The organism is Natronorubrum halobium (genome assembly GCF_051351675.1).
Classification (GTDB): domain Archaea; phylum Halobacteriota; class Halobacteria; order Halobacteriales; family Natrialbaceae; genus Natronorubrum.
Genome location: NZ_CP195595.1, coordinates 2063530 through 2077423, shown reverse-complemented (window position 1 = coordinate 2077423; position 13894 = coordinate 2063530). Strand labels below are relative to the sequence as shown.

Below are 13894 nucleotides of genomic sequence, written 5' to 3'. Positions count from 1 at the left end.
GAGGAACCCATGACGCTAATGGTCGACATTCGAAAGCTGAGTTTCATCAACGAAATGGCGAAGGTCGGGACGAACGGCGTCGCCGACAACATGAGTAAACTGACCGGCGAGAACGCCCAGATGGAGGTGACGAAGACGAACTTCGTCGACGTCGACGACATCGAGTCGCAGCTCGACGCCGGCAAACGCGTCGGCGTTCGCGTCCGACTGCTCGATCCGCCCCACGGACACATCCTCATCCTCTTCCCCGAGGCGAGCGCGAAGAAGATCACGGCGATCATGCTTCGTGACGTCGTCGACGATATGGGAGACGTCTCGGGCAAGATGGCCCGAAGCGCCGTCGAGGAGATGGGGAACATGATGGCGAGCGGCTTCATCGACGGCTGGGCGGACGTCCTTGGGCGCGCGATCGATATCGCGGCCCCACAGCTCGTCTACGCACCCACGGGCGATATCGTCACCCGGACGGCCGGGCTCGGCGGCGACGATCTCGCACTGTTCTTCGACTCGGACCTGACCGTTCCGAGCTACCAGATCGAGGCCGAAATCTACGCGTTCCCCGATCTCGAGGAGTTCGTCGAAATGGTCAACGGCATCGAAGTCCAACCCGCATGAAACTCGACGTCAACGCACTCGGAACGTTCTACCGAATGGCCCGGGAAGGCGCCGGGCTAGCTGCGGGTCGACTGACCCACATGACGGAGGTCGAAACCCAGGTCGGCGTCACGAAGCTCAACTTCATGCGCGGCCGCGAGATCCGCCGCGATTTCGAGGACGCGACCGAAAAGGTCGCGGTCCGGGTCAAGCTCACCGGCGCCATCGAGGGCTACTCGATGGTCGTCTTCGAGCGCGAGAACGCGCTTCGAGTCGTCGAAACGCTGCTCGCGGAGTCCGACTCGGATACCGAAATCGACGTCGAGGCGGGCGAGTTCGACGAGATGACCGAGAGCGCCGTGACCGAAGTCGGCCACATCATGAACAGCGGGTTCATCGACGGCTGGGCCGACGTCCTCGAAACCGTTATCGACGTCTCGACCCCCGAGTTCGTCGAGGGCGTGACGGCCGAGCCCTTCTTCGGCGAGGTCGACGAGACGCCGGCCGAAGACGACCTCGCCTTGCTCTTCCAGAGCAGTATCGAGACCGTCGGCACCGAAGTCGGCTTCAGTCACTATCTCTTCCCGAAACGGGAGTCGATGGCCGCACTGCTCGAGCGCCTGCGGACCAGTGGCGGCATCGAGTACGACAAGCTCGACGGCTTCGACCGGATGGCCGAACGCGGTGCCGAGGAGGTCGCCAAGACGGCGACGACGCTGACGGGGATCGACACCAGCGTCGAGATCCGCCGGCTGAACTTCGTCTCGCTCGAGGCGATCCCCGAGCAGGTAGCCGACGAGACGCTCGTCGGCGTCGCCTTCGAGTTCGACGGGATGCCCAGCGGCTATCTGCTCTTCCTGTTCGACGAGGAGTCGGCCCACGAGATCGTCGATGCGATGGTTCCCATGGAGGTCGACGAGGACGGCTTCGGCGAGATGGGAACGAGCGCGATCAAGGAGCTCGGGAACATCATGGCCAGCGGCTTCTTGGACGGCTGGGCGAACGTCCTCGACACGACGATCGACCACTCGACGCCGGAGTTCATCCACGATATGGGTGCCGCAGCGGTCGATCCCGTGATCATCCAGCTCGGCGAGAATCAGGAGTTCGCGTTCGTCTTCGACACGGTCGTGATGGCCGACGGTCGCGAGTTCGACTGCGAGGTGTACGCGATCCCCGACGAAAACGATCTCGAACGCGCGCTGAACAACCTCGACGTCGATCGGATCGAAGAGACGCCGACGACGGCTGAATTCCAGGAACTCGAGAACTCATGAAGACGTACGGATCCGAACCGGGCGCGCCGACGCCGGTCCAGGTCGGTATCTCCGAACTGGTCGTCAGCGAAGGCGACGATACACTGAAATCCTACGGGCTGGGCTCGTGTCTCGCGATCGCACTGTACGATCCGGAGACCGACATCGGTGGATTGGCCCACGTCATGCTGCCGGACGGCGACGCCGCCGAGAACAGCGACCGGAAACCCGGCAAGTACGCCGACACGGCGATCCGTGCACTGCTGCGACGGATGGTCGAACAGGGCGCCAGCTACACCACCGTCGAGTCGAAGATCGCCGGCGGCAGCGATATGTTCGAGTTCGAGAGCTTCGGCGACGGCGTCGGGCAGCGAAACATCGCCGCTGCGAAGGAGGAACTCGAGAAGCTCGGCGTTCCGCTGGCCGCCGAAGATGTCGGTGGTGAGTACGGCCGCACCGTCGAGTTCACTCCCGGTACGGGGGCGCTCGTCGTCAAGACGGCCGACGAACACGCTGAGAACGGAGTGACGGAACTGTGACCGACGAGGCGTTCGACGCTCTCCTCACGTTCGTCGAGGACGAACTGGCGTTCGCGACGAGCCACTACAACGACAGCTACCTCGATCGACGCGTCTCCTCGCGCATGCGCCGGACCCGGAACGACACCTATACCGAATACTTCGAAACGCTGCGGGCCGATCCCGACGAACAGGAGGCGCTGCTCGAGGCGATGAGCATCAACGTCACCGGATTCTTCCGAAATCCGGACGTCTGGGCCGGGATTCGTGAGGTCCTCCAGTTGCTCACCGCGTCCAACGAGACGGTCCGCGTCTGGAGTGCGGCCTGTGCCGACGGCCGCGAGCCCTACTCCGTGTCGATGCTCGCCCACGCCGATCCCGATATCGACGAGTCATCTCTCTGGGTCCTCGGCACCGACATCAGCGAGCCGGCTCTCGAGACGGCACGAAACGGCGTCTACGAGGAGTCCCGAACCGTCGACCTCGACGATCAGCTCTCGTTTCTCGACGACTACAGCGACTACGTCGAGCGAGACGACCGCACCTACCGGATCGCGAACGACGTCAAACGGACCGTCACCTTCGAGCGTCACGACCTGATCAACGACGATCCCAAGACGGGGTTCGATCTCGTCATCTGTCGGAACCTGTTCATCTACATCGACAACGAGTACAAAGAGCCGATGCTCCGAACGATCGCCAGATCGCTTCGGGGGAACGGCTATCTCGTCATCGGGAAGGCGGAGACGATCCCACCGACCCTGAAGTCCGCCTTTTCCGTTCGCGACGCCCGGCTTCGGATCTACCATCGGGAGTCCCTGGAGACGAACAGGCTGTCACGGGAGCGACCGAAGTCCAATACGGGACTGTAGGCGACAGTCCGACCATCCGGACGACGTCTCGACAACTCGTTTCGGACGGCGTTCCGACTGCTGAAAGACACACAGGTGCTTACATACCAGTGTGCCGAATAGTACCGTAAGATGAGTGTACTCGATCTCGACGCGTACGTCACCCGGTCCCGTGCGCTCGTCGATTCCACACCTCCCGCGACGCGCCGGGAAACGCGTACCTGGCTCGTCGATCCCTTTCTCGAGACTCTGGGCTGGGACGTCCACGCCGACTCCTGTGTGACCGATGCGGTCGTCGACGAAACCCGCCTCGAGTACGTCTGCTCGGTCGACGGCGTTCCCGCGCTGCTCGTCGCCGTCGATCCCTTCGGCGACTCGCTCGAGAAGTCCCGTGCCGTCGCACTGCTCGAGACGATGGCGTGGACGGGCATCGACCGAGCGATCTACACCGACGGCCGCGACTACCTCCTGCTCGCCGGAACGACCGACGTCGAACGGCTGGCGTGTCGGCTCTCCTCCCTGTCCGACCACGAATCGGCCATCGCCCACTACACGCGTGCCGCCGCCGGCCGGGCCCTCGAGCGACACTCCCGCGAGTTCGTCGCTCGCCAACTCGCCATCGAACGGCCGGCGCTGGTCGAAGCGATCGTCGACGAGTTGACGAGGGCTACCACACAGGGCGACGCCTACGCAACCGAGTTCGAATCCGCAGCCGATCGCTTTCTCGAGCAACTCGTCGCCTCTTTTGCGGACGACGGAGTCGGCGGAGCCGTCGCAGAACTCGAGGCGGACGGGAGTACCGACGTCTCGGTCGAGTTCTCCGATCCATCAGCTTCGGGCGCCGAGACCGACGGGTCGAGCGGCGAACGCTCAACGTCGCTGGGTGAGGGATACATACGTCGCGATCAGACCGGCGAGTCGGCACCGGCGGAAGAGTCCGACGACTCACAGTCCGCTGCAACGGACTCGAGTGCACTCGACGCGGCCGAATCCGGGACCAACTCCAGTACGGAGTCGGACGCTGTCGACCCAGACGCGGACCGGTCGAGTGACGACCCAGGCGACGGGGACGAGTCGGAGAGCGAGAGCGAGTACGTCGTCCGATTCTTCAACGAGCGCGGCTCGATCGGCGCGATCGGCCACTCGAGTGCGGATCAGGCGCTCGTCGCCACCGCGGAGTACCTCTTCGAGCGCGGGCTCTCGGGCGTCACCGTTCCCTGGCATCCCGACGACGACGAGGACGAACGCGCCGTCCTGCACGAGTCGCCGACTCACCCCGACGGAACGCCCATGTCCGAGCCACAGCAGCTATCGAACGGGCTCTACGTCGAGACGGCCGGCGACACGGACGAACGGGCGGCGCGCGTCGACGCGCTGGTGGCTCGAGCCGGATTGCGGGCGATGTTGACCGGTAACTGGGAGGAGTGAGTGGCTCGACCAGTCTGAAAGAGGTCGCCGAGATCAAAACGTTACTTCGACTTCAACGATGGTCACGACAAGTCGGTCGACATTTTCACACGTTCCCCGAACCTCATCATCGTCTCCGCCCCAGTCGTTACTACTGAGTGCAGTATCCCACGCAGTGTCGTACTGACCGTCCGCACTGCTGGCCTCGATCGAGATCGTTTCATCTCCGACGTCAATGACTGCGGACTGTCGCTCATCGACGTTCATCGTCACACCGAGTCCCTCACTGCTCTGTATCGAGTGGTCTCCACCGGTGATACTGACCAGTGAGATGATCGCCGTACCATCACCGTCTTCGTTTTCGTTGCAAGTTATTCGTGGCTGTTTGAGGACGGCACTCCCGGTCTCGTCCGCACGGACGAGCCCACCACCCTCGTAGGCGACTGAGTCGCCCCCGTCGTGGTACCTGAACTCGCCTAGATTGATACTATTCTCATCGTTAGTGAAGTTCAAGAACCGATCATCCCGTTCCGCCAAGTCGTCATCACCGATTTTGATCTCGATCTCTGTCCCGTCACCACTCGTCGTCACCGTTCCGTCGCGCATCGAAATCTCGCCGTAGCGCTGATCGACACCGCTGTATCGCAACACGTCGTTGAGGTTGTCCGAGAGCGCGTCCATCGCTCGCTCGGCGTTCGTGAGCTGTTCGTTCTCCTGGTAGTCGTGCATCGCCTGAAATCCGACCGAGTACAGCAGGCCGACCGACACGAGAATCATTCCGAAGACCAGCACGAACGCGATCACTTCGGAGACCCCGCGGTCGTCGATACCCGGATTCGGACTCGAGGCGTCCCGGCGATCGATCATCGGTCGCCCCCTGCAATCGTGATCTCGTCGTCGCTATCGTACGTGATTTCGATCGATCCACCGGTTACCGTCCCGCCTCCGATATCTGAATCGACCGCGACAGGGACGTGAACCGTTACGTCGGTACTGTGTGCTTCTAATTTCAGACACGGACTCGAGTCGTCGATTAAGGGTGCGTCCTCGTCGCTACAGTCCGCCAGTAACTCGACGGTGTACTGCGAGTTCGCAACCGTCCGCGGGTGATCGGCGACGAGCGACACGTCGTCGTCGTCCTCCGCCGCGATCCGATCGACATTGTCGATTTCGCCGGCGAGTCGCTCGCCGACCGTCTCGAGTGAGGTTTCGGTCGACCGTTCCGTTTCGGAATCCAGCATCGTACTCCCGCCCATCAGCAGCATGCCGATGAGAATCGTCGTGATCCCGATCGTCAGGACGTGCGTGAGCGCGACCGACATTCCCCGGTCGGTCTCGCAGTTAGGTCCGATCATGATTCACCCGGGCAGTCGTCGGCGTCGATCGTCCGCTCCTGTTCGTAGCTGATGTCGGTGGAGTCGTACGCGATCGTGACGGTTGCTTGGTCAAGAGCACTTCTGTCGATGTCAACTCCGGTTTCCACTAGGCTAACATTCACTCCGGTCGGACTCGATTCAGCCGTCGCATTCTGGTAGATTTCGTTGTACTTCTGGATTTCATCTCGTAACTCAGGCTCTAACTCCTCCCTGATTTCCGTATCGTTCATGCCTTCCAGATCAACCTCGTCGTTGACTCCGACGATTAAACAGCTGACTCCCTGCGTAACCTCGAGTTCGGTTTTCTCTGCAGTGGCCGCACTCTGGCCCGTATCGGACGAGGACAGGGTCTCGGTGTAGAGGACGCCGTTGAAGACGACGACGACGCCAAGGATAATGAACGCCAGCGCGATTGCGCCGATGAGGATTACCTGTCCGCGGTCCGGCGAGTTGTTTGGCCTCTGCTCATCATTTTGTTCCCGGATTGAACGTTCATCCATCACCATATTGACACCCTCACCTCAACGACGTTGTAGACCTTCGAATCGTTATCGTGTGCTGGCGGAATCGGATAGTTTTTAGACTCATAAGCATCTCGGAGTTTTTCGTTATCAGACGCTGGTGCAGTCAACCGATCATCTTCGTACAATGTAACAGTGTAACTCGCCGTGACGGCCTCAGACTCACCTTGGTAGACGAGGTACGTACTATTCTCATCATCGAATTCACCGCTTTTGTTCTGTGCGACGAGTTCGATATTGTAACTCATACCACTGCTCGTAAACCGTTCAACCATAATTTCTCCGAGTACGAACTCATCATAGAACGCAGACTCATTTGATGGTTGATAGTAGCCATGACCACTGTCATCTGAATGCTGGAATTCTCCTTCGTCGTCTCCGTCACCGGGATCCCAGTACCGAATCATCTTCGACAGGTTCCCCTCGCTCTCGTTTGCCGTTGCAGCAATCATCAGTGCATCCTGCGTTTCTTGCTGTACTTGGGCTTCGACCGTCCGATCTGCCAACCCGCCAGTAGTCGGTGTGATGACGACCGACTGCAGCGCGAACAGGATCGCCATCAGGACGATCATCGCGCCGATGAATCCCTCGAGGGTGTAGGCCTGTCCGCGATCGGGAGTAGTAGTGTCTCGCATAGTATCACCAGATCCGCACGACGAGTCGGCACGCCGGCTCGCATTTTTCAGGGTCCTCAATACCCTCGACCGTAACAATTCGAGCCGAACTGGCCGCCGACTGATTGTCGTATTCGCTTCCGAAACCGACGACTGTCGTACTCTCGTTGAGTGGTTGCAGACTCACGTTCAGCCGGTCGTATGCAACTTCTTTGTCATTCGCTCGTAATCCGAACTCAGTGGCAAACTCGTGTGTGTCCATCGTTTCGTAGCTATCGTCCCACTCGATCTCGGTCGGTGTACTGGAATCACCCGAGAACTCGTGCACGACCCGATCCGCGATCCGATCCGCCTGTGCCGTTTGCCCGCCACTTGTCGACGAATCGAACGGCGTCAGCATCGTCGGGAGAAACGAGAAGACGAAGGCGACCGCCAGGATGAACAGGCCGATCCCGACGACGAAATCCTGCGTCGTCTGGCCGCGATCACGCAGCGAGATCGACACCGTCTGCGGGCGTCGAGTCCGCGATCGACGACGAGTTCGTCGGTCTCGAGTCATCTTATGCCACCAGTGTCCAGCCGATGAGGGCGATCGTCGCCAGTCCGACGGCGTACTTCAGTCCGCTCAGCAGGTCGGCGTCCCGGATGTATCCGCAGATGAACCCGGAGATGATCGCCTGCAACGTGACGGCGTGGAAGAACAACACTGAGAGCATATCGACCTGAATGTTCTCACTCAGGTCGGCCTCCGCGAGTTCACTGCCACCGCCTCCAGCGTCGGTGTCAGCGCTGCCGGACTCGAGCCCCGCCATCGTATCGATGAACTGGGTCTTGAGGATCGCGATCACCGCGAGGACGGTCAGGAACGTCATGATGATGATCACGACCTGCATTCGGGTCCGGGACTTTCGCTCCCGTTCGATATCGTCGTGATTCTCACTGGCACGCGCGGCGGTCCGGAGCACGTCCGAAATCTGGTTCGACGCCTCCTGGGCTTCGGTGATCAGCCGGGTCGTCCGGGCGAGTCGGGGGATGTGGTACTTGTTGTTGAACTCGAGGAGCGCGTCCTTCAGGCTCGTCCCGTAGTTGACCTTCGTGTGCATCATCTCGAACTCGCGGGCCAGTTTGCCGCTCGTCGTGTCGGAGACGGCCTTGAGCGATTCGAGCAGCGTCAGTCCGGTATCGTTGGAACTCGAGAGCTTACGCAGGTCCTCCGAGAGTTGGCTGACGACGGCGTTTCGGTGGCGAACGTTCCACTCGCGGAAGATCGCGAGCGGGATCGCCATGATGTACAGCGGGACGTAGATGTAGATGAACGTCCCCCAGATGGGGTTGTCGAGGAGTTGCCCCCACGAGAGCGGGGCCGAGCCGTTCATCATCGCCGTCGCGATGATCACGAGCGATGCCGGCAGCGTCAACGCGAGCGTGAGCAGCGGGTTGTCCCGGAAGAAGATGTGGGGCTTCTGGAGGACTTCCATCGTCTCGTAGGTCCCTTCGCGGTTCTTGATCCGGTTGAAGACGCTGTATTCGCCCGTGAACTGCTCGACGAGGCCGAGGTTGAGCAACCCACGATCATCCGGAGTTTCGATGCGTCGCTCCCCGCCGCCCATCGAGAGGTAGCCGTCGCCGGGCTCGTCGTGTTTGACCGTCGAAACCAGCACCAGAAAGCCGACCCCGGTCAACGGAATCAACCCGTAGACGGTCATGTAGAGCATCTGGTCCGTCACCTCCGTCTGTGGAATCATCTGCATGGTAACCATGATGATGATCAGGAGGAGCGGGAACAGCGACAGCGTCATGTACATCTCGCCGAACAGTTCGAGGGTCTCGAGGGTGAGTTCCTGTTCCTGCTTGGCGGTTCGCATGTGTTTTTCTTTCTTGTCCTCGAGGAAGCTCTCCATGTCACCGCCGCTGTTGACGATCGAGAGCATGTCCGTCAGGAACTGCGACAACTCGTCGCTCGGCGTCTCGAGGGCCTGCGTTCGGATCGCCGTCCGGTAGTCGACGTCGAAGTACTCGGTCTCCTTGACGATGCTCTGGAACTCCTTTGCGACTTCGCCGTAGGTGTCGTCGGCTTGGGCCATCGCCTCGATGATCTCGAGTTGGTTGAGTCCGCCGACCGACAGCGCGTACATGAACGAGACCGAGTCGGTCATCAGCATGTTGATCTCGCGCTTGCGGGCGGACGCTCGCGAGTAGGGGATCGCGACCAATGAGCCGAAGCCGAGCGCGAAGCCGATCGAACCGAAGACGAGTCCGGTAACGAAGACGAGCGCCGGAATCCGGAGCAGTTCGATGATCTCGAGGAGCGTCTCGCTGCCGACGGGAATCCCGAGGATGTACTCGACCTGGATGAGTCCGGTCGCGAAGAGCCCGTAGCCGAGCAGGAGGCCGATCAACCACAGGGCCAGACCGCTGATGAAGCCGATACCGAGCGCCCGGGAGAGGTAGAGTTCGACCGTGTCGGTCATCCGGGCCTGTGCGAGTTTCGTCTCGACGTCGTTGACGAACTCGCTGTCCTCGCTGAACAGCCAGTCGTAGAGCGGATAGAACGCATCTCCCAGAACGTCAGAGCTGCCCGAAACGCCACCGGATCCCCCGCCACCGCCGGTTTGCAAGCTCATGAGTTCGTCTCCTCGCTGTCGTCGAACAGTGAGCCGTCGTCGCCGTCGTCCTCGTCCGCGCTGTCGTCACGTTGCTTGAAGATCGAATCGTCCGTCTCGGCCCGCTCGCTGTCGCCGAACAGTGAGCCGTCGTCGTCCGCCACGTCGTCATCGTCGTCGGCAAAGATCGGATCGGCGTCGTTCCCGAAGATCGATTCCGACTGATCGGTATCCGCAGCCTCTGATTCGTCGGACGGGTTCGATGGGGGGTCGTCGGAGATGTCGGCAGGCCCGTCGTCCGTCGCGTCGGACGATTTGCCGTCGTCTATCGACGGGGAGAGCTCCTGCTCACTGTCGACGATGCCTTCGGGCCTTTCATCGGCGTCAGTACCGGACGTTTCGCCGTCAGCGACGATGCTGGATGAATCGCTGTCCGGATCGTTTTCGTCGGTCTCGTCGGAACTCGTTTCGTCCGCAGTCTCTGTCCCCTCGTCCGCAGTCTCCGCCGTCTCCTCCGCCGATGGCACGTCCAGTTCGATCGTCGGTGCCTCGGGGCTCTCGGTCTCCGGCGTCTCCGGTTCAGAGTCGTCGTTCGTCTCCGTCGCCGTGTCGGCAGCGGCGGTCTCGTCGGTCCGTGTCGCCGACCGATCGTCCTCGTCGGCGCTCTCGATCTGATCGCTGAAATCGTCGGCCGTCTCGTCCGACGTGTCGGGATCGAAGATCGACTCGAGGTCTCCCTCGGGGAACATCGAGTCGAAGTCGGAGGTGTCCGGAGTCGGTTCCGACGCAGGGTCGCTCGGTGCGGGCGCCGTCTCACCGGCGTCGAGTCGATCGATCGTCTCGCCCATGTCGTCGAACAGCCCACCCAGATCCCCGTCTTCCGGGTCATCAGAGGGGAGGACCGTCGTCTCGTCGTCCGAGTGGGATGCTGGTGGCGCCGATTCAGCCCCAGCGCCCGTCGTCGCGGCCGGTGGCGCTCCGGTCTCGGCTGGCTCCTGGTCAGTCGTCTCGACCCCATCCGTCCCCGCGTCCTGATCGACGGCGCTCGAGGACGAACTCGCGGTGGTATCGACAGCCGTTGCTTCGGCCGCCGTCCCGGCGGCACCCTCGCCACCGTCGTCGGATCCGATATCGAAGCCGGTATCGTCACTGAGCCACGCTGGCTCGGTGTCTCCCTCGTCCGACCCGGCGCCGAATCCGGTCGAGCCGTCGCCGAGTTCCCACTCGTCGGCCTCCATCGTATCGTCGACCTCACCGGCGAACTCGAACTCGTCGGCGTCGGCACGATCCACCTCGATCGGTTCCGCCTCCTCGACCTCGCCGAGCGAACTCGCGAGCCCGCTCGGCACCTTGCCGCGGTACTCCTCGAACAGCGACTCCTCGGCTCGTTCGAGGATATCCATCGAGAGGTTGTACGTCTCGTCGCTTGCATCCGGACGTGGGACGAGCGCTTCCTTTTCAGGATCGACGTCGATCAGGACGCTTTCCATCTCCCGGAGGTCCTCGAGGCTGTCCTCGAGTTGGCCGTTCGCGATGAGCGTCAGGATGGTGTCCGGGTCGTTGATGAACGCCTGGGCGGTCGCCGCGACCTCCGCGTACGTGTTCAACCCGTTCTTGATGAGGTAGGCGAGGATGACCTCGCGTTTGAACAGTTCCTCCTCGAGTTTCTCGTTGCTCCAGCCGCGGTCGAACTGGATCTCGTCCAAGGTGTTCGAGTCCCCCATCTTGAGGTACTCGTCGGTCTCGGCCTGCCACTGGTAGACGTCCTGGACGTTGATCTCGTCGTGTTCGGCCTCGTAGTGGTTGATCTCGGTCAGCGATTTGTTCCGGCGAACCTTCCGACCCTGCACCCGCGTCTGGGTCTGAATCGAGACCAGATCCAGCGCGGTGAACATCGTCTTGGAGACGTTGATCGGGTCCGTCGTGAACCGCTTCAGGACCTCGTCGACGGAGTCCGCGTGGAAGGTGGTGTAGGTGGTGTGACCGGTGGACATAACCTGGAAGAGGGTTCGACCTTCCTCACCACGGATCTCACCCATCACGATGTAGTCGGGCCGCTGACGCAGCGCGGCTTCGAGCAGGTCGAACTCGTCGACGTCGCCCTGTTCGTCGTCGGCGAACGAGGGCCGAGTCACGCTCGCGATCCAGTTTCGCTGCGGGAGTTCGACCTCGCGGGTGTCCTCGATGGAGACGATCTTCGCACTCGAGGGGATGAACAGCGAGACCGCGTTCAGCGAGGTCGTCTTCCCGGACGCCGTCCCCCCGGCGAAGATCAGGCTCTTGTGGTTCTCGATACAGAGCCAGAGGAACGCCATCTCGTCGAGCGAGAAGGTGTTCCAGTTGATGAGGTCGATCGGGGTAAAGGGGACGTCCTTGAACTGACGGATCGTATAGTTGGTCCCGTGGTCGGACACTTCCTTCCCCAGCGTCAACTGGGCACGCGAGCCGTCGGGCAGCGTCGCGTCGACCTGCGGGAGCCGTTTACTGATCCCCTTGCCCGACCGCTGGGCCAGTTTGACGACGAAGTCGTCGAGTTCGTCCTCGCCGTGGTAGATGTTCGAGATGATCTGCTCGTACTCCGAGTGGTAGACGAAGACCGGTGAGTTGTAGCCGTCGACGGAGATGTCTTCCACGTTGATGTCGTGTTTGATGCCGTCGATGCGCTCGTAGCCGATGAAGTTCCGCTTGAGCTGGTAGAGCAGTTTCTCGACCTGGTACTCGTTCAACGTGTCCGGATCGTCCGCGAGAATCGCCGGCTCGGGGCGAACCTCGATCCCCTCGAGCTGTTCCGGCCCCGGATCCGCTTCGTCGTCGTCCTCCTCCTCGTCGAGCAAGTTCTGTAGCGTCTCGAGGATGCCTACCTGTGTACTCCCGGAGGTCTTCTCGAAGAGGTCGTACCGTTTCAGCAGGCGTCGCGTCTCGTCTTCGATAACGACCCGTCGGCCATCCTCGGTCGCTTTCTCCTTGATCCCGTCGTCGGAGTACTTGATCGCCGTCCTGAGTTTGCCCGAGAGGAACTCCTGGAGTTCGATCTCGATCTCGTTCAGGTACGGCTCGATCATGTAGTACTTCTTCTCGTTTTCCTTCTCGGAGTGGAAGATGATCACGTACGCGTAGGGCTTGTTCACCCAGTAGCGCTCGACCTCCCGGAAGTGGGTCTTCTTGTCCATCGGAACCGCCTTCTCGAGGTCGTAGCGGTTCGAGACGGTGGTGTTGCCGTCGACCGTCGAGAAGAACTCGTCTTCCTCGATATCGTCCTGGATGTTGACGGTCCGCTCCTCGACGAGTTCGTCCAGTTCCATCGCGACCTCGTCGCCGGCGAAGAGTCGCTGCTCGAGGGTGTCGGGGTCGAATCCGAGGTCGTCTTCCTTATCGTGGCGAACGATCTCGCCGTCACTATCGCGCGGCCTGGAGCCGTCGTCCTCGTAGTAATACTCCCACTTGTGGTGTTCCCACGTCCAGACGTCCTTGGTGACCGGCGTCGTCTCCGGATCGACGTAGTCGAGAAAGATCTCCTGCAGTGCGTCGGCGTTGTCGCCGGCGAGGGCCAGCAGTTCCGACCGTAGCTCGTCGGGATGATAACCGAGATGCGCCGCGGGGTCGAACTCGACCTGATTCCAATCATCTCCACTCGGGACGGTCCGTTGGGCCGATTCGTCGGTATCGAGCCCGAGTTGATCGTCACCCGTGGGTTCCTCGGGGTACAGTGCCGAGACCTCGTCACCGTACCCGTACTCGTCCATGAAGTCTTCCCACGTGTACTCGCCGACGCGAGCGCCGGGACTCGAGTCCGAGTCAGCGCCCGACGCGTGAGACCGGTTATCCTCCGACTCAGGGTCGGATGCCTCTTCATCAGAAAAGTCCCCGGCATCCGATTGGTCGGCCTCGTCAATAGCCATTGATCTCACCCAAACGCTTACCCTTCAAAAAATTCATCCACACATTACCACTTCTGATAACTCCGCGCACAGGGCTGCGTGCACGTATTATCGTCACGTGTTCCAACTTTGTCAGAAATTCAGTCATAGTACGATCACTCCCGTTGATTGCCCCTACTTCTCTGACGATACTATTTATAATATTGGACGAAATTATCGTGCGAGTCGCCTCTCACGAGCGGACGGTTTGCGTCGATCGCATGCGACAGCGGAGAT

General features: G+C 61.2%; 12 protein-coding genes. 5 read left to right on the top strand and 7 right to left on the bottom strand.

Going from position 1 to position 13894, the window contains the following annotated elements; all coding sequences use genetic code 11:
• The first annotated feature begins 9 nt into the window (after positions 1–9).
• The 5 genes from ACSFC7_RS10280 to ACSFC7_RS10260 all read left to right on the top strand — a co-directional run bounded on the left by ACSFC7_RS10280 (position 10) and on the right by ACSFC7_RS10260 (position 4647).
• Entirely contained in the window at positions 10–615 is a 606-nt protein-coding gene (locus tag ACSFC7_RS10280) for a chemotaxis protein CheC (RefSeq protein ID WP_090304844.1), read from the top strand.
• On the top strand, positions 612–1871 hold the full coding sequence (locus tag ACSFC7_RS10275) for a chemotaxis protein CheC (protein WP_436347614.1): 1260 nt from the start codon (positions 612–614) through the stop codon (positions 1869–1871). Before ACSFC7_RS10280 ends, ACSFC7_RS10275 begins: the two co-directional genes overlap by 4 nt.
• A complete protein-coding gene (locus ACSFC7_RS10270; protein WP_436347613.1) occupies positions 1868–2389 on the top strand; it encodes a chemotaxis protein CheD in 522 nt (173 codons plus the stop codon). Before ACSFC7_RS10275 ends, ACSFC7_RS10270 begins: the two co-directional genes overlap by 4 nt.
• Complete coding sequence (locus ACSFC7_RS10265) at positions 2386–3240, top strand: CheR family methyltransferase (RefSeq protein WP_436347612.1); 855 nt, start codon at positions 2386–2388, stop codon at positions 3238–3240. Before ACSFC7_RS10270 ends, ACSFC7_RS10265 begins: the two co-directional genes overlap by 4 nt.
• A gap of 111 nt (positions 3241–3351) precedes the next feature.
• Positions 3352–4647 (top strand): hypothetical protein, encoded by a 1296-nt coding sequence (locus ACSFC7_RS10260; protein ID WP_436347611.1) that lies wholly within the window; start codon positions 3352–3354, stop codon positions 4645–4647.
• Between the two features lie 33 nt (positions 4648–4680).
• Here the strand turns inward: ACSFC7_RS10260 and ACSFC7_RS10255 are convergent, their stop codons facing one another.
• Genes ACSFC7_RS10255 through ACSFC7_RS10225 form a run of 7 tightly spaced genes read right to left on the bottom strand, consistent with a single transcriptional unit; the run spans position 4681 to position 13639 of the window.
• Positions 4681–5493: a DUF7289 family protein gene (locus ACSFC7_RS10255; protein WP_436347610.1), complete on the bottom strand. Its 813-nt coding sequence runs from the start codon at positions 5491–5493 to the stop codon at positions 4681–4683.
• On the bottom strand, positions 5490–5981 hold the full coding sequence (locus ACSFC7_RS10250; protein ID WP_436347609.1) for a DUF7266 family protein: 492 nt from the start codon (positions 5979–5981) through the stop codon (positions 5490–5492). Before ACSFC7_RS10250 ends, ACSFC7_RS10255 begins: the two co-directional genes overlap by 4 nt.
• Positions 5978–6508: a hypothetical protein gene (locus ACSFC7_RS10245; protein WP_436347608.1), complete on the bottom strand. Its 531-nt coding sequence runs from the start codon at positions 6506–6508 to the stop codon at positions 5978–5980. Before ACSFC7_RS10245 ends, ACSFC7_RS10250 begins: the two co-directional genes overlap by 4 nt.
• Entirely contained in the window at positions 6502–7158 is a 657-nt protein-coding gene (locus tag ACSFC7_RS10240; protein ID WP_436347607.1) for a DUF7288 family protein, read from the bottom strand. The genes ACSFC7_RS10245 and ACSFC7_RS10240 overlap by 7 nt, the downstream gene beginning before the upstream one ends.
• 4 nt (positions 7159–7162) lie before the next feature.
• On the bottom strand, positions 7163–7642 hold the full coding sequence (locus ACSFC7_RS10235) for a DUF7287 family protein (RefSeq protein WP_436347606.1): 480 nt from the start codon (positions 7640–7642) through the stop codon (positions 7163–7165).
• 55 nt (positions 7643–7697) lie between these two features.
• A complete protein-coding gene (locus ACSFC7_RS10230) occupies positions 7698–9761 on the bottom strand; it encodes a type II secretion system F family protein (RefSeq protein WP_436347605.1) in 2064 nt (687 codons plus the stop codon).
• The gene (locus ACSFC7_RS10225) at positions 9758–13639 is read right to left on the bottom strand and encodes an ATPase, T2SS/T4P/T4SS family (protein ID WP_436347604.1); all 3882 of its coding nucleotides are present in this window, start codon (positions 13637–13639) and stop codon (positions 9758–9760) included. The genes ACSFC7_RS10230 and ACSFC7_RS10225 overlap by 4 nt, the downstream gene beginning before the upstream one ends.
• Between the last annotated feature and the right edge of the window lie 255 nt (positions 13640–13894).